Source organism: Sporosarcina sp. ZBG7A, assembly GCF_000813425.1.
GTDB lineage: Bacteria > Bacillota > Bacilli > Bacillales_A > Planococcaceae > Sporosarcina.
This window is the reverse complement of record NZ_JWIB01000034.1, coordinates 64,382-89,816: the sequence shown is the minus strand read 5'-3', so window position 1 is coordinate 89,816 and position 25,435 is coordinate 64,382. Positions and strand designations below refer to the sequence as shown.

Sequence of the window (25,435 nt, the reverse complement as noted above, 5' to 3'; positions counted from 1 at the left end):
TGTACGCTATTAAAAAGACTATCCAGAAATCAGTATGTACTGAATTTCTGGATAGTCTTTAATGTAATTCACATTAAATTTTTAGTAAGCGGGCATTGATTGCCACGATTACAGTACTGAGAGACATCAATATCGCACCGACTGCAGGACTCATCACAATCCCAATTGGATAGAGGATACCTGCTGCAAGCGGTATCGCTGCAATATTGTATCCAGCAGCCCACCATAAGTTTTGCTTCATCTTACGGTACGTAGCAGAAGAAAGCTTAATGATGGTGACGACGTCTTGTGGATTGCTTTTTACAAGTACGACATCTGCAGTTTCTATCGCGACATCAGTTCCGGCACCAACCGCAATACCAAGGTCTGCTTTTGCAAGTGCAGGGGCATCGTTAACACCATCTCCCGTCATCGCGGTTCGAAGTCCTTCTTTTTCTTGAATGTGGACAATTTTTTCTGATTTCTCATGAGGGAGTACTTCAGCAAAAATTTCTTCAAGTCCAAGCTGTTTGCCCACGTATTCAGCGACTTGTGTCTGATCGCCCGTCAACATAATCGATTTCACGTTCAATTTTTTTAGCTCGCTTACCGCTTCAACAGCCGTTTCACGAACAATATCTGCAAGGGCGATCATTCCAGCGAGCTGATCGTTAACGAGTAGGAAGACAACAGTTTTCCCTTCTGCTGACCATTTGCTGAAGGAGTTTTCACTATAAGAGAGATTTGCTTCTTTCATATACCCGGGACTGACGACTAGCACATGCTTGTCATTGACCATTCCTTGCAATCCTTTTCCTGTAAGTGATTGGAAATCGTGGACTTTCGGTACTTTGATGTCAGATTGCTCTGCTTTTCTTGCGATTCCTTTAGCTAGAGGGTGTTGTGATTGGGACTCGACTGCCGCTGCGTATGAAATCACGTCTTCTTCCTTGTAGCCATCCGAAGGAAGGATATCCGTCACTCCAAACTCACCTTTTGTAAGGGTACCTGTTTTGTCGAAAACTACCGCTTCGATTTTCCGTGCTTCTTCAAACGCAGGACGATTACGAATGAGCAACCCATTTTTTGCTGCGATGGAAGTGGAAACGGCGACGACTAATGGTGCCGCTAGTCCTAGAGCGTGTGGACAAGCAATAATGAGAACCGTTACCATGCGCTCCATTGCAAACGATACAGGATAACCAAGCATCAGCCAAACGACGAAAGTGATAAGTCCGGCAGCAAGTGCACCATAGAATAACCATTTAGCCGCACGATTCGCAAGGTCTTGTGCACGAGATTTTGATTCTTGTGCTTCTTTTACGAGTGTAATCACTTGTGAAAGATATGTATCTTCACCTGTTTTTGTAACGGATAGCACAAGGGAGCCCTCTCCATTGATGGATCCGCCAATGGCTTCTTCATCCACTGATTTGTCAACTGGTAGCGATTCACCTGTTAACATAGATTCATCCACAGAAGATTTACCTTCCACAATACGTCCATCTACTGGAACTTTCTCGCCAGGTTTGACGAGTACGCGTTGACCATGCTGCAAATCCGATACTTCTACTTCCGTTGTCGAACCATCCTCGTTCAGTAGGTGAGCTTCAGATGGCATTAGTTTAGCAAGTTCTTCAAGTGCCTTCGATGCTCCCATGATGGATCGCATTTCAATCCAATGGCCAAGCAACATGATATCGACGAGCGTAGCCAATTCCCAAAAGAAATTATCTTCTGCCAATCCAAAGACAGAAGCCGTACTGTACACATACGCAACGGTAATTGCGAGAGAAATGAGCGTCATCATCGCCGGTGTACGGTCTTTAAGTTCGTCTTTAGCACCTTTCAGAAACGGAAGTCCTCCGTAAAAGAAGACAAAAGTAGAAAGCGCGAACAGGATATACAAATCTCCTGTAAATCTCCAGTCGACGTTCAGAAACTGTTGAATCATAGGGGATAGTATCAGAATAGGAATTGTAAAAATAAGCGACACATAAAACCTTTTCTTGAAGTCTTGTACCATGTGGGCATGGTGGTTGTCATGACCTTGTCCTGAATGACCTCCTTCGGTATGCTGCGCGTCCGAGTGGTTCGCATGCTGATTTATATGATTGTCATGAGTATTCATTGTAAAACTCCTCTCGCAAATTTTGTTACTATACGGTAGCTATACCCGCCAATTGTGCAAAATGTGTGCAGTTCTCACAAACAATTGAATCGTACGCGGAATAAGGAGATTCTAAGGAGTTTCTTCATTTTTGTTATCTCGTGATGATTATCGGGAACACCTTTACAGAAATGAAAAAAAGGAGCGATTTATTTATGAAGAAACAACTACTCGCAGTGAGTGCTGCATTCGCTGTCGTTCTGGCAGGCTGTGGAGCGACAACAACAAAGGAAGACAAACCAGCTACAAGTGAAGAAGTTTCCCACGATGATATGGAAGGTATGGATCATTCAAGTGACGGCAGCATACCTGAAGGCTTAAAAGAAGCGGAAAATCCAACATTCCCTGTCGGATCTGAAGCAATCATTGAAACGGATCACATGGAAGGCATGAAGGGGGCGACTGCAACAATTAGCGGAGCCTATGACACGACGGTGTACTCCATTACCTACACACCAACGGATGGCGGAGAGAAAGTAACGGATCACAAATGGGTCATTCATGAAGAAATCGAAGATCCAGCACCGGCTCCACTTGCAAAAGGAACTGAAGTGACAGTTCTTGCTGATCATATGAAAGGAATGGAAGGAGCAAAAGCTGAAATTGAATCTGCTAAGCAAACAACCGTTTACATGATCGACTACGTGCCGACAACGGGTGGAGATGAAGTGAAGAACCACAAATGGGTCGTGGAAGATGAATTATCGGAAAAATAAGCATCAAATGAAAGAGCTGCCTAGTGCAGCTCTTTTTTTGTAGGAGTGAAGAAGGAAGGTTGCTCATAACATCGTCCCCATATGGTAAAATGATAAGAAAATTACTAGGCAATGATACATGATCAATAACACAACTACAGCTAGTAGAAGAGGGACTCCATGAAAATTACAATCGAAAACGAAGTCTTCCATTACAACGTGCAATATGGGAAAGGGAAGAAGCTTTCCTTACACATCGACTCATTCGGGTTCATTACCGTGAAAGCTCCGAATGGCACGAGCGAACCGGTCATCCAGCAAGAACTGCACAATTGGGGAAGCTGGATTATAGAAAGGATGAAGGAGAGGGAGTCTAAAAAGGTAGATCCACTCGCCAGACAGTACGAGTCCGAGGGGACGTTTCGTTATTTAGGAGAAGAACGCCAACTTCAAGAACTCATTGAAACGCAAGGACTCAGTGAAGACCAACTGAAACACAATCTGAAAAAGTTCTATTTCACCCAATGCAAAACATTGATAGAATCGCGCATCAAAAGCTATCAGAAGGAACTGAAAGTCTCTGCAAAAGAGATTTCAATCATCGAGTCGTTCGGCAAATGGGGCAGCTGCAATTCGAACAAAAAACTCGCATTCAATTACCGTCTCGCCATGGCTCCCGTAGATGTCATCGACTATGTCATTGTTCACGAATTGTGCCACATCACGCACATGAATCACGATCGTTCCTTCTGGCGACGTGTCGGAAGCATCATGCCAGATTATAAAGAGAAAGAAGACTACCTCGCTAAGAATCAGCACATGATGACCCTTTGAGCAAAGTTCGATGATTTAAAAAGAGATAATTGAGTTGAACTGTGGAATCCCCAATTTAAGAAAAGGGTTCAATTACTTTTTTTTCATAAGAAGACAACACGATATTCGTTGAAGGTGTACCATATTGCATGGAATCATCAATGAATTGTTCTAAACTTTCCACAGAAGACGTTGCTAATTTGACAATATAACTAATCTCGCCAGCTACTCGATAACACTCAAGTACATCTGGATGGCTATGGCAAAATTCAGCCAATGCTTTGCAATCCCTTGATACAAACAAAATCAGTGCAGAAATGGGACGGTTCATTTTTTTTAGAGAAACATGGGCATGGTAACCTTCAATAATTTGTTGTTCCTCCAATTTTCGTACTCGCTCAGTGACGGATGGGGAAGATAAGTGAACGGCTTCTGCTAAATCCTTCATTGAAATTTTTGCGTTCGATTGTAAGATACTCACGATGTTTTTATCTATTTGGTCCATGAAATAGCCAACCTTCTTTTTTAAAATAGAATAGCTTAAATTCCAAGTTATTTAAAGGTAAACAATGAAATATCCTTTGATACCTTATTCATGATTCTTAAATCTTTATATAAAATAAGGTATCAGGAGGCGATATGAGATATGAAGAAGATTCTATTATTATTGGCTGATGGATTTGAAGCGGTAGAAGCCAGTGTATTTACGGATGTACTAGGTTGGAATAGATGGGAGGGGGATGGATCCACTGAAGTTGTAACAGTGGGTCTTAAGAATAAATTAACGTGTACATGGAATTTTACTGTCATCCCAGAAAAAACGTTGGAGGATATTGAACTAGATGAGTTTGATGCACTCGCTATCCCTGGTGGATTTGAAGAAGCTGGCTTTTATGAGGATGCTTTCAGTACGCCATTTTTAAATGTAATTCAACATTTTCATGCCAAACAGAAGCCAATTGCTACTATCTGTGTTGCATCATTAGCTCTAGGCAAAAGTGGAATTCTTAAAGGTAAAAAAGCCACGACTTACAATCATTCAACGAGTATCCGAAAAGAGCAGTTGAAGAATTTCGGTGCAGTTGTACAAAATGATTTAGTAGTTCAAGATGGTCATATTATTACCTCTTCAAATCCAGGTACAGCTTTTGATGTTGCATTTTTATTACTCGAAAACCTAACGTCTAAAGAGAATGCAGACCATGTAAAGGATCTTATGGGATTTTAGATTGGTCTTCACTCAGTCAACGGTTTAGAGGAATGCTTGGGAAGATACTTGAAGACTGTAAGCAAAATGTACTTAAACTAATGATGCGCAAGCAATTACTATAATTCAAGGATTTAGTTAGAATACAAGGTTAAGACTTCTTGCGAGGTTGCAACACTTGAGTCGCTCAGGTCTATAAAAAAGTCCGATTGCCATTTTTGTGTTGCGACAGCTTGCTGACTAGTGGGCGTATCCCAACTAGGATAAACTCTAAATGCCATTTTTCCGTTTGTCCTAGTTGTTTTAAGAATGTTTTTGCTTGCGAGGATTGTTTTCGGAAAGATGAACTGCCCAAAATGATGTTCAGTAAAGACATTGATGACTACTAAATCCGGAGAGGCATCGTATGAAAAAGGCCGGTTTTTATTGTTTTCATCTTTCTCCCAGAGTGCCACAAATTGACCTTTCTTCGTAGGAGTGATTTTGGCAACTCTAAAACGAACGGACTTAGCGCCTAACTGAAAGACGCCAGCTCCGTACTCCGAGTTTTGACATTCTTCTTGAACTCCTCCTATAGTAAAGTGATTAGGCCGATACACGAGATTATTAACATATGTAAAAGCTGTTTGAAAGTTATTCATTACAATCCCCCCATTAGTACCAATATTTATCGGATAAGAACGTTTGTTCTATTATATAATAAGTCAAAGAAATTAGCAATGGAATGAAAAGAGGTTATCGCCATTCTAGGTATAAGCCACAAACGACTTTACAGGTAAAGGAGCGAACCCATGGAAACCGAAATCCTCACTATCTTCAACGAACAGCAAACTCCGATAGGCACAGCAACGCGCGAAGAGGTTCATCGTCTTGGTCACTGGCATGAAACGTTTCATTGTTGGTTTGTTGCGAAAGAAAATGGACAAGACATGCTCTACTTGCAACTACGTAGTCCAATTAAGAAAGACTATCCCAACTTACTAGACATTACCGCAGCGGGACATTTGCTGACAACTGAAAGTGTGGAAGACGGTGTGAGAGAGATTCAAGAAGAAACCGGAATCGTGGTCGCGTTTGAAGACTTGCATTTACTCGGCATTATCCCATACAGCATGAAGAAGCCTGACATGATTGATAATGAGCTGGCTCATGTGTTTGTTTATCACACGGAACACAAGTTAAATGATTTCCACGTGCAACCGGAAGAAGTGGCGGGGATTTACAAGATAGCGTTTCAAGATTTTGCGAAGTTATTGAATAGTGAAATCGAAGATATCCCGTGCCTAGGGTTTACGCTTACTGAATATGGCGAGAAGCTCATCCACGAGAAAATGATAAGCAAATCTGATTTAGTGCCGCATCCCGATTCGTATTACGAGGCTGTAATTCATGGGATTAATGAGGAACTTTTGAAAGGAAGAGGGATATGTCATTAAAAGTAGGAGACATCATTACATTCACGCGGACTTTTACAGTGAGAGAGGTTGAATTATTCATAGAGATTTCAGGTGACGAAGGGATTCATCATGTGAGCCCGGACGAACAGGGAAGACGTGTAATACAAGGATTATTAACCGCAACGTTACCAACAAAAGTAGGGGGAGATCATAACGTATTGGCGCGTACGATGAATTTTGAGTTTTTTAGACCTGTATTTACAGGAGACACGATAAGCTGTGAAGTGAAAATTGAAAAATACGAAAGACAAGAGAGTGATAGAACAGCTATCACGGCATCATTTACATGTGAAAATCAGAATGGAAAAGAAGTTTTGCAAGGGCTTTTTTCAGGGGTCATCCTGTAACCCCTGAGATATGTTTCTACCAAGCCCGTGTGTCATACAAGTCAAAATTCATGTCCTCCACACAGAAACCCATAGCCCTCATGACTCATATGTTACTTTGCGTTTTCATCAGGTTGGTGAATTCCAAAGATATTCCCTTCCGTATCCAAATAATATCCCTGCCACGCCATACCTGGTAATGCATACTTGGGTAAAGCTACCTTACCACCGTTCTGAAGTATCTTTTCCTCGCTCGCATCGTAATCACCAACACCAATCGTACACGCATATCCGTTTAGTGCTTGGTTGAGCTCGGGAGGTAAACTTTTACGTTTCATGAGAGCACCATTGATGCCCGGCCATTCCTCATCTCCAGTCACAACACCGAAGTAAGGGGAACCGGCGTAGTCACTCCAGTCTTCAAACTTCCATTCAAATACATCCCCGTAAAACTTCTTGGCACGATCCATATCATCCACATGAATTTCAAAATGAATTACTCTACCCATAATTGCCTCCTCATAAGTTGTGATTTGCAAAACAAAATCAGTACCAGACTACAAAAGTCTATTTGTTCAAATAATATAACATATCTTGATGGTACATTGCATTTGAAGGAAACAATACATTTGAAGAAATTTCATACTAGAAGCGCAGCGATTTATCAGTGAAGTCATTCGCTAGTCATCAAATCATCCTACCCAAGTTACGAGTTGCCGTTTTTGAGTTGGATAAGCGAACTGGCATTATTAAGACTTTGTAAATCTTCGTAGGAATGCTATCTAACTAGTAAAAGTCATGATACCTTCAGGATAGAGAAGACTATCTTCTAAAATCGGGGAATTGGAATTAATGAAACGAACAATCAATAAAAGGAGGCTCCTATGAAGCCAGCGAACTCGAATCGAAGTATTAAAACATTATTGGAAATCTTAGTAGTGTCAACACGGCTTGGGTTGACATCATTTGGCGGACCCACTGCGCACTTGGGTTATTTCCATGAAGAATACGTCCGAAGAAGAAAGTGGATGGACGAAAAAAGTTATGCAGATCTCGTAGCGTTATCGCAATTCCTTCCAGGGCCAGCGAGCAGCCAAGTCGGAATTGGAATCGGTGTGATGCGAGCAGGTGTCATTGGCGGTATCGTCTCGTTTCTTGGATTCACACTTCCTTCTGTAATTGCGCTCATCCTGTTTGCAGGATTACTTGCGACTACAGATATTGGAAATACAGGGTGGATCCACGGGCTGAAACTGGTCGCAGTGGCGGTCGTTGCCCATGCGATCATCGGAATGGCTAAAAACCTGACGCCTGACGTTACAAGGAAGACCATCGCACTTTTTGCACTCATCGGTACACTGCTGTGGCAATCCGCGTGGACTCAAGTTGGGGCCATTCTTATTGCTGCACTCGTGGGATTCTTTGTGTTCAAGAAGCACAAAGAATCGGAATCAGCAAAATCGAGTTTCCCCATCACGAAACGCGTTTCTGCAATTTGTCTACTCATATTTGGTGGACTGTTAGTTTTGTTACCTATCCTTCGAGAATTGACAGGGTCTGTCTGGATTGCCATGATAGATAGTTTCTATCGATCGGGATCACTCGTTTTTGGCGGTGGACATGTCGTACTGCCTTTACTTGAACAGGAATTTGTTCCAACTGGATGGATCAGCGAAGAGTCATTTTTAGCAGGATACGGAGCAACCCAAGCCGTACCCGGACCTCTTTTCACGTTTGCTGCCTACTTAGGCACTGTCATGAAAGGATGGGTAGGCGGGCTCGTCGCAACGTTCGCAGTGTTCATGCCCGCATTCCTATTAATTCTAGGAGCGCTGCCTTTTTGGGACCAATTACGAAATAACCCGAAAGTCAAAGGGGCAATCATGGGTGTTAATGCAGCTGTGATAGGAATTCTAATTTCTGCATTCTATTACCCGATTTGGACTAGTTCAGTCTTACAAGCTACTGACTTTGCCTTAGCAGCTGTATTGTTCAGCATGCTTGCGTATTGGAAACTGCCCCCTTGGATGGTTGTAGTCGCGGGAGCTCTTGGCGGTACGATATTGTCATTTGTGTGAATCCATAAAAACCGTCCCAATCATTGCATTTGGGACGGTTTTTTAGTTCTTAGTTAGTTGTGTAGTACATAGGTGTAGAAGCGACTATTACTCACCCGCGCCGATTTTTGCAAATAGCTCCAACGTATCCGTTTTCTGTGCATGGTCGGGATGGCTAATGTCTTCTAGTGGGGCTCCCATGACGATACTAATGTACTCCCCATTTCCAGCAGTGCCGAGCGTAGCCCAGCATTGTCCCGCTTCATACGTAGTCCCGGATTTCCCACCGAGAATCTCAAATCCGTCTTGTACTTCTGCACTTAAGGAAGAAAGGACAGTCGATGATAAAGTAATGCCTTGGGGATGATCTGCAGTCGATGTTGTTTGAAACGTCCCTTTTGTAAAAATCGCTCTGAAATTTTGGTTATCAAGAGCGTAATCTAGCAGCTTGGCCATATCAGAAGCAGTTGTATATTGCTTTGTATCATGTAGCCCCTCCGGATTCGTAAAGCGGGTTCGGCTCATTCCGAGTTCGGCCGCCTTATCGTTCATAAGCTTCACAAACTGCTTCGTACTCCCTGCCACATGGATCGCCAAAGAGTTAGAGGCCTCTCCTCCGGAAGGTAAAATTGTGCCATACAGCAAATCGCGGTAAGTGACCTTCTCTCTGCCATAGAATCCCGCCATTGAAGCATTTTGCGCTACCATTTCCTGATACGTATCAGTATCGACCGGAGCACTCGCGGAGAGATCATCAATATGCTCAAGAGCGACAATCGTTGTCATCATTTTCGTGAGTGATGCTGGATACGCTTTCTCATTTGCATTTTTCTCATAAACCGCTTTCCCGGAACCGCGCTCCACCATATAGATGTACGGACTCACATAGTCATCGGTTTGATAACTGCCCGGTAACTTTTTATTAACCAGTCCGTTCCAACCTGTAACATTTATAGCGATAACTAGAACGATAATGAAAAGAACCAGTCCCTTTAAAACTGTCCACAACTTCCTCATCTTGCATCTACCTTTCATCCCGCGGTGATCCCGCACATTTCTTTCTCTATGATGTTAAGTATAAGGGACAACCATGAAGGAAAGCACAGTCAAATTATGAAGTTTTTCTTAAGAACAATCGAGTATGCTATGAAAACACGAATCTGCTGATGTTCTGAGCAAGGTTCCCTCATAGGAGCCCGATCGAGGCGGGCAACTGCACTGAATGAAACTGAAGGAAATCGATACAAAGGATTCCGCAACATTGTGCACGAAACTTTCTTCGCACTCAAGCCGTAAACATAGTAACGCATTGTCAGGACGAGAAAAACGTGGGGGGAACAGAGATGAAAGAATTCATCATCAAGCAAAAAATGTTGAGCATGAGCGGACAGTTCAAAGTGAAAGATGCGGAGGGGAACGATGTCTTCGAAGTGGAGGGTAGCTTCCTGAAAATCCCGAAAACATATACCATCCAGGACGTCGAGGCGAACGAAGTCGCACGGATCACCAAAAAGTCATTCAGCTTCTTGCCGACGTTCTATGTGGAGGTACAGGGACAGGAAACCGTGACAATCCAGAAGGAATTCTCTTTCCTGAAACCTAAGTATACAATCGATGCGGCAGGCATCGAAGTGCTAGGAACTTGGTGGGAAATGAGTTTTGACGTGCTGAAGAATGGGGAAGTGGCGGGCACGGTCGATAAGAAATGGTTCCAGTGGGGAGACAGCTACCAAGTGCAAATCTACAACGAGGAAATGGAGACACTTATCATAGCACTGGTCATCGCGATAGATTGTGTCAAAGCTGACCAGGCTGCCTCATCTTCAGCTGCCTTCTAAGGCGTATCAAAAAAGAGACCGCCAACTGTTTGCAACCAAATCCATAAAAAACAAGTAGGTGAAACACAGGCGGTCTTAATCCGCCATTTACAACATTCAACCAACAGAAGTGAGATACTTTGTAACCTTCATTTGCACGGTTAAGTGCTTAGGGTATATAAATTAGATACATTGAAAAAATAAGGTATAACAGAGGAGTGACCGTCAAGATTCTCGGAGAGGAACACCGTCCAATAAAGAGTCTAGCAATCAGCTCATTTCTATCGTAAATTGATGATCGCTATGAAATTCAAAATCAATAACAATCGCTACATCGTGATCTGTGATTTAGCAAAGCAATCTCAATCCACAGTTGCTAATGAAGTCTAATTATTATATTGATTGTACAGTTCACTCGAATTGTTTAACGTTAAAGTAAGTGTTAGAATTATTGAGTAGCAGAAAAATCTGCGTAATTCAAGTAGTAACGAAAGGGAGAATAGCTATGAAGAAATTAGAAGGAAAAGTAGCGATTGTAACTGGAGGAGCATCAGGAATTGGACTAGGAACTGTGCTACGATTGGCAGAAGACGGGGCAGCTGTTGTGGTTGCTGATTTAAACGAAGAAGGAGCAAAAAAGGCTGCTGATGAAATCGTTCAAAACGGTGGTCAAGCTATACCGTTTAAAGTGGATGTTTCAAATGAGGAAGAAGTCAAAGCAATGGTTGAAAAGACAATCGAAGCGTTCGGAAGACTGGATATTCTACACAATAACGCAGCGTATTCACCAATTGCCGATAAAGGTGTTCCTGAAATGGACGTCGATATGTGGGATGCCGTAATGGCCATTAACCTACGCGGGCCGATGCTTGGATGCAAATACGCGATCCCTGAAATGAGAAAAGTAGGCGGTGGCTCGATCATCAATACAGCATCTGCAAACGGTAAAGTCGGCGATTACGAGCGTACAGCATACTCCGCTTCAAAAGCAGGCCTTATGTCGTTCACTCGTTCGGTTGCGACTCAACACGGTAAAGAAAGCATCCGTTGTAACACGGTCCTACCAGGTCTGATTGTAACACCAGCAACTCGCAGAAAGTTCTCTACTGAATTAATGGAGCTCATGGAAGAAGGAAACTTAACGCCGTACGTAGGTGGGCCAGAAGATATAGCTGCGTTGGTATCATTCCTCGCATCTGAAGAGTCACGTTACATTACAGGACAAGAGATCAACTGTGATGGCGGCGTTCTTGTTCGTGCGGGTGCAGGGGCGATTATGAGATATATTCGTGAAAAAGAAAGCAAATAACTGATATCAGCTGTCCCAAAAGGTCATGAGAAATGACTCTTTTGGGGCAGTTTTATTGTTTTCTAATGTTGAGAGTGTCCTGAAATCGGAGGATTGGTAGTTCTGTTACCTATCATCTGAGAACTGACAGAATCCGTCTGGGGCGTCATAGAAGAGTTCCATTTGCATAATGATTGGACACTGAACAAAGCCAAAGATAGTTGAATGGTGTTCTAGTGTATACTGTTACAAAATTAAAAAGAGAGCAAGAAATCGAAGTGATTTCCAGCTCTCGTTGCTTATTATTGATATTTTGTTCAATTACTAGCAGACAATATAAAGTTACTGGTCGTTGTCCATTTAGCGGGACTCAATCGTCTGAACGGGAATCGTGCCCGGATCCTGTTCGGGTTCTGCCGCTGCTGAAGGTTTCTTAGACCAGATTGTTGCCAAAATCGGACCTGAAATGTTGTGCCAAATAGCTCCCCATACGCTTGGAAGAGCAGCCAAAGGACCAAAGTGTGCGGTAGCGAGTGCAACGCCGAGACCGGAATTCTGCATGCCGACTTCAATAGAGATAGCTCTTCGATCGGACTCATTCAATCCGAGCATTAAAGCAGTCAAATAGCCAAGCAATAAGCCAAAACCGTTATGAAGGAAAACTGCAGCAAATACGACAAAGCCGGAAGAAATGACATTGCCTGCATTGGCTGATGTGACCGCCGCTACAATGATAAGGATGGCCAGAACCGAAATAAGTGGGACAACAGAGACACTCTTCTCCACAGCTTTCGGGAAAAATCTTCTGATCAACAGACCCAATACAATCGGAACAATGATAACTTGAACGATTGACTTAAACATCGACATCGGGTCAACAGGCATCCACTGTCCCGCAAGCCATAACAGCAAAAGCGGTGTCACAAACGGTGCAAGCAGTGTGGAAAGGGAAGTCATCGCAACAGACAATGCCAAATTCCCTTTCGCCAAATAGACCATTACATTGGAAGAAGTCCCACCTGGAACACATCCGAGGAGTACCAAACCAGCAGCCAATTCTGGCGGAAGCTTAAGCACATAAGCAATCGCGAACGCAACAAGCGGCATGATCAGAAATTGAGCGGCGACGCCCACGATTACCGGCAGCGGCTTAGTCAAGATAATCTTGAAGTCCACCGCCTTCAACGTCAGCCCCATTCCAAACATGACAACCCCAAGTAAAATGGAAATGTATGCCCCTAATCCTAGGAACGGTGTGGGAAATAGAAACGCCATGAGTGCAGCGATGATAACCCATACTGCAAAATACTTTCCTGCAAATGAACTGATTGACTCCAAAACTTTCATTTTCGTTTACCCCCTCGAAATCCTCTGGACATCGTTCAAAGAAGCAGGCACTTGCTCTCGCTGAAACAGATAACCTACTCCCTTGCACTGATCCTCTTTTGCGGAAACTGATTCGACAAATACCAAAAACAAATACTTTATCAACCAAAACGATAAGTTTAATTATACACAATTATCAGAATGATACAATATATATTTCATATCGCATCCACGAAGAATATATATGAAGAAAAAAGTGGATGGACGAAAAAAAGCTCTGCAGAACTTCTGGCATTATCTCTGCAGAGCTTGATATGATTATATGAATTACATAGGTGTTAGTTATCAAGTACTTCAATTAGATAGATTCTTTTTGCAAATCCCCCGTGCTTTTCGGATTTATTTGCGCGTAGCTCTTCTAGTTTTTCTAAACTTATTCCTTGAATATTAGCGGCAGTGTGTAACAGTTCTAACAGATCAGCCAATTCTTCTAATTTCTCATCGTTATTTTTCGCCTCAACGTACTCTGCTAGTTCCTCATGCATTTTTCTTTCTACTTCTTTAAGGTATTCCTCATTTGAGAGAATTTTTACGAGAGGATTCTTGCCGTTCTGATGAATGATTTCAGGTATAAGGTCTCTAACTAGTTTATTGTAAGTTGTCATAAGGCCCCTCTTCCAGTATTTTACCTTTAGTCTATCAAAGTTCTTGAATTTTTTATACGTCCACATTACCAATCTTGATCTTGTCTATGTTTAATAGTTTTAGAGATCTTAAAAGTATATTGTTAGTGTCTTTTCAAAGTCGTGTTGTCTACTTATAAGATTTGATTTGCACGGAATATCTAAAGTGTTACTTCGTATGATAAACTATTCTTAAAATAGTCAATTCCTACGAAGAAGTCCCTACATTAAAAAAAGGGTCAAACCTGAACCCATTAGAGAATTGGGAGTCGGATATAAAGCTTAAAGACGTATATACGAAATACAAATTATATTTTTATTGTATTTAAAAAAGAGAGGGGATGTGTACTATATGAATTCCCATTTACACGTCGCAGGTGCTGTTATACATAATGATGACGGAGAGATACTCTGTGCTCAACGATCTGAAAACATGACGCTCTCTGGATATTGGGAATTTCCGGGAGGAAAGATTGAAAAAGGAGAAACGCCTCAAGGTGCGCTTGTTCGTGAAATAAAGGAAGAGCTTTGTTGTGAAATTACTGTAGGTTCATTTGTTGAAAATACGATCTATGACTATGATTCCGTGTCAATTTGTTTAAAAACTTATTATGCTGAGATTCAGAATGGGACTGTAACCGCTCAAGAACATAGTGAACTTAAATGGGTTCCCTGGCATGATCTTCTTACATTACAATGGGCACCGGCAGACATACCAGCCGTTGAAAGGGTGATGCAGCAATGCAAGAAGGTATATATGAACAGATAATTAATGAGCAGATAAAATCTGAACTGCTAGAGCTTTCACCTGAGTTATTTGCGGTCGAAACAGAAAAACTAGAGGAAGCAGAAGCAAGATCTTTGCTCTCAAGCTACATCTCGTCGGTGACTCGTATTGCGCTTTCTCATATTAGAGAGGGTAGTGATAAAGACGATGCTCTATTAAAACAAATACAAACCTGTAATGAAATCATAGACGTACTTCAGGAAAAACTGAACGATCAAGATTTTGCGAAGCTGAAAATAGAAGAACATGCAGAAATTCTAACATCGATTTATAAAACGATGAATACCACGCTCTCACTTAACAACAAAAAGGTTCAAAGGCCAGTTACTCCTTTATCTCAGAGCTCGTTATTTACTGGTTCTCATGCTGAACCGAATATGTTAGAAGAGCTAAAGAAAGAAATTGCAACTTCAGACGAAATTGAATGGCTGGTTTCGTTTATCAAATGGTCAGGGTTGCGTATTATTATAGAGGAACTTCGTAGTTTTACTGAACGTGGTGGCCAGCTAAGTATCATTACAACTTCTTATATGGAAGCAACTGATTTCAAAGCACTTCAAGAATTAAGTCAGTTACCAAATACAGAAATTCGTGTTTCATTAGACAAAGAAAGAACACGTTTACATGCCAAAGCCTATCTATTCAAACGTAAAACAGGGTTCAGCACTGCTTACATAGGCTCGTCCAATCTATCGAATCCTGCACTCACATCAGGACTTGAGTGGAACATAAAAGTGACCGAGAAAGATTCTTTCGACATCATTCGAAAGTTTGAAGCTACTTTTGATAGCTATTGGAATGATGAAGAGTTTAAAAGTTTGATGCCGGAGGATGAGAAAAACTGGGCACTTGTTCGCCAATCACTAATAAAAGATAAAGTTGTGGAGTCAAACGAGCACTACTTTTTAGATATACGACCTTATCATTATCAACAAGAGATTTTAGATGAGTTGGAAGCCGAACGAACAATTCATGGGAATATGAAAAACTTGGTGGTGGCGGCAACTGGTGTTGGAAAAACAGTGATTTCAGCGTTCGACTTCAAAAGGTTTCTTCAACAAAAGCCGAATGCCAAATTATTGTTCATTGCACATCGTGAAGAAATATTGCGACAAAGCATGTACACCTTCCGAGCGGTTCTAAAAGATGCTAATTTCGGTGAGATGTTCGTTGGTAGACATGAACCCTCTACTTTCGATCATCTGTTTATGAGTATTCAAAGCTGGAACAGTCGAAAAATGATTAATAAAACCACTAAAGATTTCTATGATTTCATCATTATAGATGAGTTTCACCATGCCACCGCCCTGAGTTATCGAACGCTATTGAGCTATTATAATCCGACGATATTATTGGGACTCACTGCCACTCCTGAAAGAATGGATAATGAAAATGTTCTTAGTTACTTTGATGATCGAATTGCTTCGGAAATGAGATTAACAGAAGCGATTGATAGAAAATTGTTGAGTCCATTTCATTATTTCTGTGTAACAGATAACGTTGACCTCACGGCTGTTAAATGGACTAGAAGAGGCTATGACCTAGATGCTCTTTCAACCATTTATACTTCTAACGACCGTCGAAGCGATCTAGTTATCCAGAGTATACGTAAATATGTTACTTCATTAAACGATACTAAGGCAATAGGCTTTTGTGTGTCAGTAGAACACGCAAAGTACATGTGCGGCTATTTTAATCAGAAGGGCATTCCCTCGATTGCATTACATGGAAAATCAACAGATGAAGAAAGAAGTAACGCAAAGAGAAAGTTAGAAAGTGGAGACGTTAAATTCATTTTTGTCGTCGACTTGTATAATGAAGGCATTGATATACCAGCTGTTAATACCGTTTTATTCCTAAGACCGACGGAAAGCTTGACTGTTTTCTTGCAGCAGTTAGGCCGTGGTTTACGTTTGGCTGACGATAAAGAATGTTTAACTGTTTTAGATTTTGTAGGACAAGCACATTCCGATTATCCATTTGAGGAAAAGTTCCGTGCATTGATCGGGAGGACAAAACATTCTGTTCGATATTATATTGAAAATGGATTCTTTCACTTACCCAAAGGATCCGTGATTCAAATGGAGAAACAAGCGAAAGAATATATATTACGCAATGTAAAAGAAGTGAGAAACACGAAGCAAAATCTAGTTACAAGGATAAAATATTTTGAAGAGGACACCGGAGAAAAACTAACTTTATACAACTTTTTGCACTTTTATCATCTATCCCTTGCAGAATTTTATGGCAAAGGAAAAAATCGTACATTTTCAAGGTTGCAAGTGGATGCTGGATTATCGGAGGATTTTGAAAGCAAATATGAAGAACTATTTACTAAGCGCATTCATTCCTTGTTTCATATGGACTCCATTGAAATGATCATGTTTTTTAAAAAGTATTTAGAAAATGGATTTATTGAGACAGAAGAACAGCGTCTGATAATTGGTATGTTTTATTATTCATTCTTCAATGCTCCGCCAGGGAATTTAGGATTTGAATCCATGCATCATGGAATTCAACAGATAGTAGCAAATGATTCCTTGAAGCAAGAAATACTCCAGGTGATTGAGGTATGTCTAGCCAATATTAAATCAGTTGAAAAATCATCACCGTTTAATTTTATTTCACCACTTCGTGTGCATGCACAGTATACATCCGATCAAGTTTTAGCTGCATTTGGTTATTTTAGTGAAAAGGTGAAGCCTGCATTTCGTGAAGGTGTCAAATACTTTGAGGACAAGCAAACAGATATCTTTTTCATTACATTAAACAAAACAGATAAAGACTTTTCACCTTCAACCCTCTATGAAGATTATGCAATTAGCAACCGTTTATTCCATTGGCAATCGCAAAACAGAACCACTGACACGAGTCCAACGGGTATGCGCTATATCAAACAGAGAGAAAAAGGAAATAAAATTGCTTTGTTTGTCAGAGAGTATAGGCAGAAGGATGGATATACGGCACCTTTTACATTTTTAGGAACAGCTGATTATGTGAGCCATGAAGGCAATCAACCCATTAGTTTTGTTTGGCGTTTACATGAGGTTATGCCGGCAAGAATGACCGCGACGAATATGAGTGTGATATAGAATAAGTGACGGTTACTTTGCGGAACGCAATTCCTAGCAGGGTGAAAACTGTTTGAGTGTAGCTCCTATACTAAAGTGTATAGGGGCTATTTTTATTTTAGATGAGAATACTTGAGTGTTCTATTCGTTGTAGTAAGTGAGAACAGCTTTTATGGGGAGACAGCGATATGAAATCTACGGAGAAAAATTTTATTCGGCGGCTGAAGCGGCATCGAGAAGATGCAATCGAATATGTCATTGACACTTATATGCCTGTAGTCAAGGCGGTGGTCTACAAAGTGCTCGGCCCGACAGAAGCGGATCAAGATGAATGTATCAGTGATGTATTTCTTGCTGTGTGGGAACGTGCCGGTCAGTTCGAGGGAGATCCAGCAGAGTTCAAGAAGTGGATTTGCATGGTAGCGAAGTATAAAGCAATTGACGAATACCGCCGTGTGATGAAGCGTAAGGGACGCGAACACGAGATGGGGGACCTGTCTTTCATCCAGGATCATCAAGATAAGTTGCTTGAAAAAGAGGAGCAAGAAGAATTGTTGCTTGCGATGAGTCAGCTGAATGAAATGGACCGTGATATTTTCACGATGAAGTATTTTCTGGATATGTCCAACGGAGAAATTGCCGAATCTCTTCACGTCACGAAAGCATCTGTTGATAACCGGCTGTACCGCGGGAAAAAGAAATTGTCTGCTGTCCTGAAAAACGAATGGAAGGAAGAGTGTGTATGAAATCACTTTTTGAACGGTTAAACGAGCTGAATACGGATGAGGAAATCGAGCCAATTGACGTACCAGATGAAGAAAAGCAAGCGATGAAGCAACGAATACGGAAGAAAATTAATCAACAGCGACGTGTGCCGAAAATCTGGCGCAATATAGCGGCTGCAGCTGTCATTGGAGTTGCTTCTGTGATGACTATTGGCTTCGGATTCCCAACGCTCGCCAGTCAGATACCGCTTGTCAGCAATATCTTTTCCATCTTCAATGAAGAACAGGACGGCTTCTATACAGAGTATGAAGAATTCGCGACAGACGTCAGCCAAGCACAGACAAGCAACGGCGTGACAATCATGATCGACCGAGCGGTGTATGACGGCAAGTCCGTGACACTTACGTACTCTGTTGAAACAGAGAAAGAACTTGGTCCGAACAGCGGGGTGAATACGATACTGGATGTTGAAGATGCATCCGGCTCCGGAGGAACTTCTACTGGGTTACAGAAGGTCGAGGACCATAAGTATGTCGGCATGGTCACTTCCACGCCTCATCTCAAATCGCCACAGGACACAGTAAAAGTGACATGGACTCCCCAAAGCATAGACAATATGGACACGATGGAAGAATTAAAAGGCGATTGGCATTTCCAGTTTACATTGGAGGCAATTACAGGTGACGGGCAGGATGTTACCCAGTCTGTTGCAGGGGAAGGGATTGAAGTCACAATCGATTCTATACGCTTTACGGACATTTCAACTGTGATTGAGTACAGTCAGACTGTAGAACAGTCCGTCACTGATCAATGGGAGTGGGTCACGTCCGATTTGTTGATTAAAGATGATCTAGGAAATGAATATCTGACCAACGGCAATGGTGGTTTCAGTGAGAATGGCCAAGATTACAAGTGGAGCACGACAATTAAAAAAATTGATGAACAGGCTTCTAAGTTAATCTTCACACCTGAAATTATATTGAGCGAAGGCAGCGGGAACGGGCATGAAAAATTGAAGCTTGACCCGATGGAGGTTAAGCTGGATAAATAACACGAAAAGAGATATGTCTGTTTTTTAGGACATGTCTCTTTTGGAATGCAGAAGCTTGTGCGTTGCACGATTCTGTATTGCAGAATAGGTGTAGGGTGCAACTATAGTTAATTTCACGAAGAAACAGTTCCTGATGAGGTGGCATCGTCAATAGCCAAAGGGAATTGTCACGAAAAAGATAGGGAATACTAATTACTATGCTCTCTATCCAGATTATGTGTGCATTTGTACGATTCACAGGCAGTGGGGGTGAAAATTGCAATCAATCGTAAATAACCGCTTTTGTGCCGTGAAATAAAGGATCGTCCTCTGTAATGATTGTTTGTTTATCCACTTGACTGTACTCCTCATACTCCAAATTTGTATGAATTAGTATAAGTCAGTGGCTATAGAAAGAACAGTTTATAAGTGATTTAGGGGATATGGTATAATGAAAGCAAGGGATGGTGCTGCCGAGAGACAATCGGGCAGACCCTAGTGAAGGTTACGAGTATGATATAGACGCTTTCCAATTCATTGGCAAGTGTTTTTTTATTGTTTGGTGTACAAATGTTGTGAGATGGGCTATTAAAGATGATGTCGGCAATCTACGGCCAAGATGTGTCCATGGAAAGGAGTAAACAAAATCATGCAATCTTTACAATCCTATATTGACCATCATTTCAAAGGGATTTTGCTAGCACCTTCGCTGTTCTATTCATGGTCCCCTGCAATCCGTTACGAAATCTCGGATCCTACGATGTCCCTGAATGAGCCGGTCGTGTTACAGCTGAGGCAAGCATTCCATCGATCCATTACATTGTTTGACGAAGTGTTCCATGGACCGGATGAGATGTTGCTGATTACAGATGTCCATACGACTTTGTCGAATTCCTATCTTCGAAAGAGACCGTTAAATGTCTACTTGAAGTATGTCAAACAGCCTGATGTGTTAACTCGGTTACGGCATGAAGTTATCCCGGATCCCTTTGAAGAGGAAGAGGAGCAACGTGTTATTCATCGATTTTCCCTGCTTTGTAAAAAGGGGGACATCCGTTATCAGAAGCTGTTGCAGGCAATCTGTTATGAAGACTTTGCGCATCCTTCAACGATATTGAAAAGTAATCCCTCGAGCGGTGTTGAAAAGTATTTCATCAATGTTACTCGGAACCTAATTTATCACCTTTACGACGATCGAGGCTGTGATATTTTAGCTGCGGATAAAAATGATATTCGGTTTTTGTATGAGACCTATAACGATTGGATCTTAGATTATGATCGGAACGTAATTGATGAAACCTTTCATGATAAGGATAGATAACTGGGATCGCGCCTTGTATGAGGAGCGGTCTTTTTGTTGTGCTCCAATATGATGGATAGAACGGTCTATTTGTGTTTCTTGTCATTTTCATTATTGGTATAATAGGCTAACTCATTAATTCTACAATTCAGTGTTGCACGGAGACATACTTTTTTAATAGAAAGGTGACTACCAATGGGATTCCGATTTCAAAAGCGTATTAAAATTGCACCTGGGGTTCGGTTGAACATTAGCAAAAGTGGAGTCAGTACATCCCTTGGTCGGCGTGGTGCGTCGGTAACGATAGGAAAACGGGGTGTTCGAGCAAATGTCGGGATTCCGGGGACGGGCATCTCGTACTCGGAACAATTGACGTCCAAGCGATCCAAACGTCCTCAGCGTTCGGCTTCTCAAGCTGCTCCAGCGACTAAACCCGCTTTTTCTGCGGATGCTAAAGAAGTCGAGGCATACACAAGCTATGTCGATATGTTGCTCTCCGTTCATTTTGAGAAGGTGCAGCCTGTGGATTGGGGAACAATACTCCATGAAGACTTGGACCAGCTTTCAGCACATGGACCAAATGCAGAGGTGGCGCGCCACAAGTTGGAGGTGTTCCAACCGACTTGGCTTGACCGGTTGTTCCGCAGAGAGGAAGCGAAGCGGCGGGAACTGAGAGAGGAATTGAGCAAAGCGGTTGAGCAGGATATGGCAGTGTTGTCTGAAAAACGGCTGCAGTCCGAACAGGCGTCGCGGGTGCTTGCGGGGGATGAATCCGCATGGCTGGAAGCGCTGCCCACTCATCAGGCGTTCGATTCCATCGAGCAGTTTGGGAATACGGTCCATGCCCAATTCCAAAACGGCGAGTTGACGGTGTATGTAGAAATTGGCGAAGAGGAAGTCGTACCTAAAGAAGTGCTGTCGCTTACGGCAAAAGGCAATCTGTCCCGAAAGAAGATGGGAAAAACCAACTACTATGCCCTCTACCAGGATTACGTTTGCAGTTGCATCCTAGGCGCGGCACGCAACGTGTTCTCCATTTTGCCAGCTGAGCAGATGCTTATTAATGTCTATGACCGGAGCCAGGCGGACGAACCGCCGGTGAAAGGTTGTATTGCATCCGTTCGCCTCAGAAGGGACGAGTTGTCCGGGATGCTCTTTGAATTGCAGGACTCCTCAAGAACCTTAGAAACCTTTGACCATAACATGAATCATTTAAAGACCAAGGGATTCCGCTTAGTGGAAGAATTGGAGTGAAAGATGAAACAGTCATCTATTCGCTTGTTTTAACAACTAACTTACAAGACAGGAAGGTGCAGAATGACTAAGCATAGAATTTTCACGACGAGTTTCTCAAGTGTTTATCCTCATTATGTTGCGAAGGCGGAAAAAAAAGGACGTACGAAAGAAGAAGTCGATGAAATTATTTGCTGGCTAACAGGCTATCAACAGGAAGAGCTGGAAGCCCAAATAGAAAAAAAGGTCGATTTTGAAACATTCTTTTCAGAAGCTCCCCAAATGAATACTGGACGTACACTGATTAAAGGCGTAATCTGCGGCATTCGGGTGGAAGACATTGAAGAACCGTTGATGCAGGAAATCCGTTATTTGGATAAGCTAATCGATGAATTAGCAAAAGGCAAAGCGATGGAGAAGATTTTGAGGAGTGTCTAATTAAGCTCTTGTTTTGTACCAGTGTAGTGTGAATGAACGCACAACCACGTCGCTGTTCCGAAATAAAAAAAGTTAACAGTTTTATCTGTTTTTTCAGTCGACTGTGTTCAGCTTTTATTGTAAGCTTGAATCACTGAGAACAAACGGACAGAGGGGGAATTGAGATGGCGGAGGTAAGTAAACAAGCGGAGGCCTTTCAGGAAAAGCTGATGGAATTGGGAAGTGTTCGAGAGGTAAAAGAGCTGCCGGACAGTGCTAGGACGGCACAAGAAGCAGCGGATGCGATTGGCTGTGAGATCGCGCAGATTGCAAAATCGATCATTTTTAAATTACAACAGTCTGGAGAACCGCTTTTGGTGATTGCAAGTGGTGTCAATCGGATTGACGAGCAGAAAATTGAGCAGCTGGCAGGAGATGCGCCCGGCAAGGCGGATGCAAAATTTGTTCGTGCGCACACAGGCTATGTAATCGGCGGAGTTCCTCCTATGGGACATGCCGAGCCAATTCGTACAATGATTGACGAAGACCTTTTGCAGTATGAGACGATTTGGGCGGCCGCGGGTCATCCAAAAGCTGTTTTTGAACTGACGCCTGAGGAGTTAACGCAACTCACTGGTGCAAATGTCGTTCAAGTTTGTTGACTGACTAGAAGATGCTTATGCGACGGTTTCAATCTCACGAATTTAGGTAGAATCCAGTCTGGCCAGTTGTATTTCAAGCGTTCATTTTACACACAAGTATCTTCACATATCTCCTACCGAAATCCATAAGTAATAATTCAACTCAATTAGGGAAGACTATCCTCTGTATCATGATCTATGAATGAAGGAGGATGTCTGATGGCGAAAAACTATCCGAAACCGAATGACCCTGCGGATAATGTAGAGCGGTTGAAAAAAACTATTGGTAATATGGAAGCAGCCGAGGAAGCGATGTATTTTGCGGAAGGCAAAGAGCGTGCTCAAATTAAAGAGAAAAATGAACGACGTGCAGAAAGCATTGGAGATTTGAAGGATGAAATTGCAGCAGAAAACAAATCCCGGTATAAGAAGTATTGACGCTTCATTTACACAAGTGACCTATAGGTTTAATTGAACAGAGTCTAATCCCGTTGCGATCTATGCTGCGGGTTTTTTGTATGTGCTGACAAGAACTGTGTAGGTTGCCTATACAATGCACAACTCAAAATCAATTCAAGATAGTGTCCGGATTGTTTAATGCACAATTTCGCTTTGATACGTTTATCAATAAATTTTGGTCAATCAATCTTAGATGTTGCATATTTCTCAAATCCATATTATATTAGTTGTCGAAGCAATCATTGATGCGTCAAACATTGTTTCGTCAATTAATATAAAATGAGAAGAGGAGCTTTTTCACCATGCAAAAATATCAGAAATCGAATGATTTCAATGACATATTAAACGGACGTCGTTCTATTAAGGAATATGATCCTACGGTTAAAATCAGTCATGAAGAAATGAGTGAAATCATCACTCAAGCTTCAAAAGCCCCATCGTCAATTAATATGCAACCTTGGAGATTTATTGTGATTGACAGTGAGGAAGGAAAAGCAAAACTAGCCCCTCTTTCCAGATTCAACAAGGATAAGGTCTTGAGCTCATCCGCAGTAATCGCTGTATTCGCAGACTTAAATAATTTTGACTATGCCGAAGAAATTTACGGCAAAGCTGTTGAACTTGGATATATGCCTCAGGAAGTTAAAGAATTTCAATTGAATGCTTTTAAACCGATTTATGAAAAGATGTCCGATGAAGAAATGAAAGATACTATTATGCTGGATGCTGGTCTTGTCTCAATGCAACTTATGCTAGTAGCCCGTGCTTACGGATATGATACGAATCCTATCGGTGGTTATGAAAAAGACCAGATTGCTGAGACCTTTGATCTGGAGAAAGAACGTTATATGCCAGTTATGCTAATCACCATCGGTAAAGCCATCAATGAAGGTTTTCAATCGTATCGTCTGCCAGTCGAAACAACTACACACTGGAGATAAGATAGCATCTATTGAATTTAACTCGGTATGTTTTATTGAGTTTTATAACAATTAAATTTGGGTTAGTGATCATTTTGGTTGTATGTTAGATAGTATTGTATTATATTTATTGATAGGTCAATTATTGAGTAGTCAATTAATTGTGGACACTCTTATAGGTTGACCTCATAACTTATTTTGGAGGTCAATTATGAGATGTTCACTATCAAATCAGGAACAAATCTTACGTCTGCTTAATGGACTTAATAATCAAATCAGCCCTAAATTTGAACGATGTACAGGCATTAGCGCATCACGCTATGAATTGTTACACCAGCTTTATGAAACTGAAGAAATTAATCAATCTACCCTACAAAAAGCTGTTAATATCGATAGTGGTGCCATTACTCGTCATCTAAAACAACTTGAGGCAAATGGCATGGTGACAAGACGAAGAAACCCTAGCGATAATCGAGTTATATTTGTTCGCCTTACCGAGGAAGGGCGTAAACAAATTGTAGGTTACAAAAAAGAAAAGATTAGTTTTGTGAAACAAATGCTTCACGATTTTAACTCGGAAGAATTAGAATCTCTATCAGACATGCTTAATCGCATGCAAAACAATATCGTTGACTACTAAAAGTATTGAAAAAGAACTGGCTCTTATTATGCATAAGCTTCTAGTTCTATAAATCTAATATAAAGGATGGATAACTATGATTATTATTCACGCAAACCTTCAAGTAAAACCGGATCAAGAACAAGCATTCTTGGCAGAAGTCAAAACACTTCTTTCCGCATCAAGAGCTGAAGAAGGTAACAGTAGCTATGATTTGTTGAAATCTACTGAACAAGATTGCCATTATACAATGGTTGAAATTTGGAACGATTTAGAAGCTACTGCAACCCATAATACAAGTGAGCATTTCACTGCTTTTGTTCAAAAAGCGCCAACTTACTTGGCTGCACCAATGGACCTTAAAGTATTCAGTGGAGAGCCTGTAAAAGCATAATTTCTATTATAAATAGCAAA

General features: G+C 41.6%; 27 protein-coding genes. 20 read left to right on the top strand and 7 right to left on the bottom strand.

Annotated features, from left to right (window positions below; translation table 11 throughout):
* Positions 1-73: 73 nt before the first annotated feature.
* Positions 74-2,110, bottom strand: a complete 2,037-nt coding sequence (locus RL70_RS12790; RefSeq protein WP_039043789.1) for a heavy metal translocating P-type ATPase — start codon at positions 2,108-2,110, stop codon at positions 74-76.
* 194 nt (positions 2,111-2,304) lie between these two features.
* Between RL70_RS12790 and RL70_RS12785 the strand changes: the two genes are divergently transcribed.
* Together RL70_RS12785 and RL70_RS12780 are read left to right on the top strand one after the other, a co-directional pair.
* The gene (locus tag RL70_RS12785) at positions 2,305-2,865 is read left to right on the top strand and encodes a YdhK family protein (RefSeq protein WP_039043788.1); all 561 of its coding nucleotides are present in this window, start codon (positions 2,305-2,307) and stop codon (positions 2,863-2,865) included.
* A 159-nt stretch (positions 2,866-3,024) separates the two neighbouring features.
* The gene (locus tag RL70_RS12780; protein ID WP_039043787.1) at positions 3,025-3,678 is read left to right on the top strand and encodes a M48 family metallopeptidase; all 654 of its coding nucleotides are present in this window, start codon (positions 3,025-3,027) and stop codon (positions 3,676-3,678) included.
* A gap of 55 nt (positions 3,679-3,733) precedes the next feature.
* On the opposite strand, the gene RL70_RS12775 is transcribed toward RL70_RS12780, so the two are convergent.
* The gene (locus tag RL70_RS12775; protein ID WP_039043786.1) at positions 3,734-4,162 is read right to left on the bottom strand and encodes an Lrp/AsnC family transcriptional regulator; all 429 of its coding nucleotides are present in this window, start codon (positions 4,160-4,162) and stop codon (positions 3,734-3,736) included.
* A 141-nt stretch (positions 4,163-4,303) separates the two neighbouring features.
* Between RL70_RS12775 and RL70_RS12770 the strand changes: the two genes are divergently transcribed.
* A complete protein-coding gene (locus RL70_RS12770) occupies positions 4,304-4,885 on the top strand; it encodes a DJ-1/PfpI family protein (RefSeq protein ID WP_039043785.1) in 582 nt (193 codons plus the stop codon).
* Between the two features lie 113 nt (positions 4,886-4,998).
* Here RL70_RS12770 and RL70_RS12765 read toward each other — a convergent pair whose 3' ends face one another.
* Positions 4,999-5,505, bottom strand: a complete 507-nt coding sequence (locus RL70_RS12765; RefSeq protein WP_039043784.1) for a MepB family protein — start codon at positions 5,503-5,505, stop codon at positions 4,999-5,001.
* A 150-nt stretch (positions 5,506-5,655) separates the two neighbouring features.
* Here RL70_RS12765 and RL70_RS12760 point away from each other — a divergent pair, with 150 nt between their 5' ends.
* Positions 5,656-6,300 carry an NUDIX domain-containing protein gene (locus RL70_RS12760; protein ID WP_039043783.1) on the top strand — a complete coding sequence of 215 codons (645 nt, stop codon included), beginning with the start codon at positions 5,656-5,658 and terminating at the stop codon, positions 6,298-6,300.
* Complete coding sequence (locus tag RL70_RS12755) at positions 6,291-6,668, top strand: MaoC family dehydratase N-terminal domain-containing protein (RefSeq protein ID WP_039043782.1); 378 nt, start codon at positions 6,291-6,293, stop codon at positions 6,666-6,668. The genes RL70_RS12760 and RL70_RS12755 overlap by 10 nt, the downstream gene beginning before the upstream one ends.
* Before the next feature lie 92 nt (positions 6,669-6,760).
* On the opposite strand, the gene RL70_RS12750 is transcribed toward RL70_RS12755, so the two are convergent.
* Positions 6,761-7,156 (bottom strand): VOC family protein, encoded by a 396-nt coding sequence (locus RL70_RS12750; RefSeq protein WP_039043781.1) that lies wholly within the window; start codon positions 7,154-7,156, stop codon positions 6,761-6,763.
* 375 nt (positions 7,157-7,531) lie between these two features.
* Between RL70_RS12750 and RL70_RS12745 the strand changes: the two genes are divergently transcribed.
* Positions 7,532-8,725, top strand: coding sequence for a chromate transporter (locus tag RL70_RS12745; RefSeq protein ID WP_039043780.1), 1,194 nt, complete (start codon positions 7,532-7,534; stop codon positions 8,723-8,725).
* Between the two features lie 87 nt (positions 8,726-8,812).
* Here RL70_RS12745 and RL70_RS12740 read toward each other — a convergent pair whose 3' ends face one another.
* Positions 8,813-9,721: a D-alanyl-D-alanine carboxypeptidase family protein gene (locus RL70_RS12740; RefSeq protein ID WP_039043779.1), complete on the bottom strand. Its 909-nt coding sequence runs from the start codon at positions 9,719-9,721 to the stop codon at positions 8,813-8,815.
* Positions 9,722-10,047: 326 nt separating this feature from the next.
* Between RL70_RS12740 and RL70_RS12735 the strand changes: the two genes are divergently transcribed.
* Both RL70_RS12735 and RL70_RS12730 read left to right on the top strand, forming a co-directional pair.
* A complete protein-coding gene (locus RL70_RS12735) occupies positions 10,048-10,542 on the top strand; it encodes an LURP-one-related/scramblase family protein (RefSeq protein WP_039043778.1) in 495 nt (164 codons plus the stop codon).
* Between the two features lie 484 nt (positions 10,543-11,026).
* The gene (locus tag RL70_RS12730) at positions 11,027-11,830 is read left to right on the top strand and encodes an SDR family NAD(P)-dependent oxidoreductase (RefSeq protein ID WP_039043777.1); all 804 of its coding nucleotides are present in this window, start codon (positions 11,027-11,029) and stop codon (positions 11,828-11,830) included.
* A 339-nt stretch (positions 11,831-12,169) separates the two neighbouring features.
* Here RL70_RS12730 and RL70_RS12725 read toward each other — a convergent pair whose 3' ends face one another.
* Both RL70_RS12725 and RL70_RS12720 read right to left on the bottom strand, forming a co-directional pair.
* Positions 12,170-13,156, bottom strand: a complete 987-nt coding sequence (locus tag RL70_RS12725) for a bile acid:sodium symporter family protein (RefSeq protein ID WP_052245951.1) — start codon at positions 13,154-13,156, stop codon at positions 12,170-12,172.
* 317 nt (positions 13,157-13,473) lie between these two features.
* Positions 13,474-13,800 carry a nucleoside triphosphate pyrophosphohydrolase gene (locus RL70_RS12720; RefSeq protein ID WP_039043776.1) on the bottom strand — a complete coding sequence of 109 codons (327 nt, stop codon included), beginning with the start codon at positions 13,798-13,800 and terminating at the stop codon, positions 13,474-13,476.
* A 370-nt stretch (positions 13,801-14,170) separates the two neighbouring features.
* Between RL70_RS12720 and RL70_RS12715 the strand changes: the two genes are divergently transcribed.
* From RL70_RS12715 to RL70_RS12660, 12 genes are all read left to right on the top strand, one after another.
* Positions 14,171-14,587, top strand: a complete 417-nt coding sequence (locus tag RL70_RS12715; RefSeq protein WP_039043775.1) for a (deoxy)nucleoside triphosphate pyrophosphohydrolase — start codon at positions 14,171-14,173, stop codon at positions 14,585-14,587.
* Positions 14,560-17,697 carry a DEAD/DEAH box helicase gene (locus tag RL70_RS12710; RefSeq protein ID WP_039043774.1) on the top strand — a complete coding sequence of 1,046 codons (3,138 nt, stop codon included), beginning with the start codon at positions 14,560-14,562 and terminating at the stop codon, positions 17,695-17,697. Before RL70_RS12715 ends, RL70_RS12710 begins: the two co-directional genes overlap by 28 nt.
* Before the next feature lie 167 nt (positions 17,698-17,864).
* A complete protein-coding gene (locus RL70_RS12705) occupies positions 17,865-18,422 on the top strand; it encodes a sigma-70 family RNA polymerase sigma factor (RefSeq protein ID WP_039043773.1) in 558 nt (185 codons plus the stop codon).
* Positions 18,419-19,453: a DUF4179 domain-containing protein gene (locus RL70_RS12700; protein WP_039043772.1), complete on the top strand. Its 1,035-nt coding sequence runs from the start codon at positions 18,419-18,421 to the stop codon at positions 19,451-19,453. Before RL70_RS12705 ends, RL70_RS12700 begins: the two co-directional genes overlap by 4 nt.
* A 628-nt stretch (positions 19,454-20,081) precedes the next feature.
* Positions 20,082-20,753, top strand: a complete 672-nt coding sequence (locus RL70_RS12695; RefSeq protein ID WP_039043771.1) for a DUF3885 domain-containing protein — start codon at positions 20,082-20,084, stop codon at positions 20,751-20,753.
* 174 nt (positions 20,754-20,927) lie between these two features.
* Positions 20,928-21,986, top strand: coding sequence for a DUF4236 domain-containing protein (locus tag RL70_RS12690; RefSeq protein ID WP_039043770.1), 1,059 nt, complete (start codon positions 20,928-20,930; stop codon positions 21,984-21,986).
* Positions 21,987-22,049: 63 nt separating this feature from the next.
* Positions 22,050-22,403 (top strand): DUF2200 domain-containing protein, encoded by a 354-nt coding sequence (locus RL70_RS12685; protein ID WP_039043769.1) that lies wholly within the window; start codon positions 22,050-22,052, stop codon positions 22,401-22,403.
* A gap of 164 nt (positions 22,404-22,567) precedes the next feature.
* The gene (locus RL70_RS12680) at positions 22,568-23,044 is read left to right on the top strand and encodes a YbaK/EbsC family protein (RefSeq protein WP_039043768.1); all 477 of its coding nucleotides are present in this window, start codon (positions 22,568-22,570) and stop codon (positions 23,042-23,044) included.
* 198 nt (positions 23,045-23,242) lie between these two features.
* Positions 23,243-23,461, top strand: coding sequence for a small, acid-soluble spore protein tlp (locus RL70_RS12675; protein ID WP_039043767.1), 219 nt, complete (start codon positions 23,243-23,245; stop codon positions 23,459-23,461).
* A gap of 323 nt (positions 23,462-23,784) precedes the next feature.
* Positions 23,785-24,423, top strand: coding sequence for a nitroreductase family protein (locus RL70_RS12670; RefSeq protein ID WP_039043766.1), 639 nt, complete (start codon positions 23,785-23,787; stop codon positions 24,421-24,423).
* 190 nt (positions 24,424-24,613) lie between these two features.
* Positions 24,614-25,042 carry a MarR family winged helix-turn-helix transcriptional regulator gene (locus RL70_RS12665; RefSeq protein WP_039043765.1) on the top strand — a complete coding sequence of 143 codons (429 nt, stop codon included), beginning with the start codon at positions 24,614-24,616 and terminating at the stop codon, positions 25,040-25,042.
* A 76-nt stretch (positions 25,043-25,118) separates the two neighbouring features.
* The gene (locus RL70_RS12660) at positions 25,119-25,415 is read left to right on the top strand and encodes a putative quinol monooxygenase (protein WP_039043764.1); all 297 of its coding nucleotides are present in this window, start codon (positions 25,119-25,121) and stop codon (positions 25,413-25,415) included.
* Positions 25,416-25,435: the final 20 nt, after the last annotated feature.

What these genes read in the sequence shown, in the direction of transcription:
- RL70_RS12690 (WP_039043770.1), top strand. Translation starts at nt 20,928, where the DNA reads ATGGGATTCCGATTTCAAAAGCGTATTAAAATTGCACCTGGGGTTCGG.
- RL70_RS12695 (WP_039043771.1), top strand. Translation starts at nt 20,082, where the DNA reads ATGCAATCTTTACAATCCTATATTGACCATCATTTCAAAGGGATTTTG.
- RL70_RS12680 (WP_039043768.1), top strand. Translation starts at nt 22,568, where the DNA reads ATGGCGGAGGTAAGTAAACAAGCGGAGGCCTTTCAGGAAAAGCTGATG.
- RL70_RS12715 (WP_039043775.1), top strand. Translation starts at nt 14,171, where the DNA reads ATGAATTCCCATTTACACGTCGCAGGTGCTGTTATACATAATGATGAC.
- RL70_RS12735 (WP_039043778.1), top strand. Translation starts at nt 10,048, where the DNA reads ATGAAAGAATTCATCATCAAGCAAAAAATGTTGAGCATGAGCGGACAG.
- RL70_RS12760 (WP_039043783.1), top strand. Translation starts at nt 5,656, where the DNA reads ATGGAAACCGAAATCCTCACTATCTTCAACGAACAGCAAACTCCGATA.
- RL70_RS12665 (WP_039043765.1), top strand. Translation starts at nt 24,614, where the DNA reads ATGAGATGTTCACTATCAAATCAGGAACAAATCTTACGTCTGCTTAAT.
- RL70_RS12770 (WP_039043785.1), top strand. Translation starts at nt 4,304, where the DNA reads ATGAAGAAGATTCTATTATTATTGGCTGATGGATTTGAAGCGGTAGAA.
- RL70_RS12675 (WP_039043767.1), top strand. Translation starts at nt 23,243, where the DNA reads ATGGCGAAAAACTATCCGAAACCGAATGACCCTGCGGATAATGTAGAG.
- RL70_RS12670 (WP_039043766.1), top strand. Translation starts at nt 23,785, where the DNA reads ATGCAAAAATATCAGAAATCGAATGATTTCAATGACATATTAAACGGA.
- RL70_RS12705 (WP_039043773.1), top strand. Translation starts at nt 17,865, where the DNA reads ATGAAATCTACGGAGAAAAATTTTATTCGGCGGCTGAAGCGGCATCGA.
- RL70_RS12710 (WP_039043774.1), top strand. Translation starts at nt 14,560, where the DNA reads ATGCAAGAAGGTATATATGAACAGATAATTAATGAGCAGATAAAATCT.
- RL70_RS12780 (WP_039043787.1), top strand. Translation starts at nt 3,025, where the DNA reads ATGAAAATTACAATCGAAAACGAAGTCTTCCATTACAACGTGCAATAT.
- RL70_RS12765 (WP_039043784.1), bottom strand. Translation starts at nt 5,505, where the DNA reads ATGAATAACTTTCAAACAGCTTTTACATATGTTAATAATCTCGTGTAT.
- RL70_RS12725 (WP_052245951.1), bottom strand. Translation starts at nt 13,156, where the DNA reads ATGAAAGTTTTGGAGTCAATCAGTTCATTTGCAGGAAAGTATTTTGCA.
- RL70_RS12790 (WP_039043789.1), bottom strand. Translation starts at nt 2,110, where the DNA reads ATGAATACTCATGACAATCATATAAATCAGCATGCGAACCACTCGGAC.
- RL70_RS12685 (WP_039043769.1), top strand. Translation starts at nt 22,050, where the DNA reads ATGACTAAGCATAGAATTTTCACGACGAGTTTCTCAAGTGTTTATCCT.
- RL70_RS12775 (WP_039043786.1), bottom strand. Translation starts at nt 4,162, where the DNA reads ATGGACCAAATAGATAAAAACATCGTGAGTATCTTACAATCGAACGCA.
- RL70_RS12745 (WP_039043780.1), top strand. Translation starts at nt 7,532, where the DNA reads ATGAAGCCAGCGAACTCGAATCGAAGTATTAAAACATTATTGGAAATC.
- RL70_RS12700 (WP_039043772.1), top strand. Translation starts at nt 18,419, where the DNA reads ATGAAATCACTTTTTGAACGGTTAAACGAGCTGAATACGGATGAGGAA.
- RL70_RS12755 (WP_039043782.1), top strand. Translation starts at nt 6,291, where the DNA reads ATGTCATTAAAAGTAGGAGACATCATTACATTCACGCGGACTTTTACA.
- RL70_RS12750 (WP_039043781.1), bottom strand. Translation starts at nt 7,156, where the DNA reads ATGGGTAGAGTAATTCATTTTGAAATTCATGTGGATGATATGGATCGT.
- RL70_RS12785 (WP_039043788.1), top strand. Translation starts at nt 2,305, where the DNA reads ATGAAGAAACAACTACTCGCAGTGAGTGCTGCATTCGCTGTCGTTCTG.
- RL70_RS12660 (WP_039043764.1), top strand. Translation starts at nt 25,119, where the DNA reads ATGATTATTATTCACGCAAACCTTCAAGTAAAACCGGATCAAGAACAA.
- RL70_RS12730 (WP_039043777.1), top strand. Translation starts at nt 11,027, where the DNA reads ATGAAGAAATTAGAAGGAAAAGTAGCGATTGTAACTGGAGGAGCATCA.
- RL70_RS12720 (WP_039043776.1), bottom strand. Translation starts at nt 13,800, where the DNA reads ATGACAACTTACAATAAACTAGTTAGAGACCTTATACCTGAAATCATT.
- RL70_RS12740 (WP_039043779.1), bottom strand. Translation starts at nt 9,721, where the DNA reads ATGAGGAAGTTGTGGACAGTTTTAAAGGGACTGGTTCTTTTCATTATC.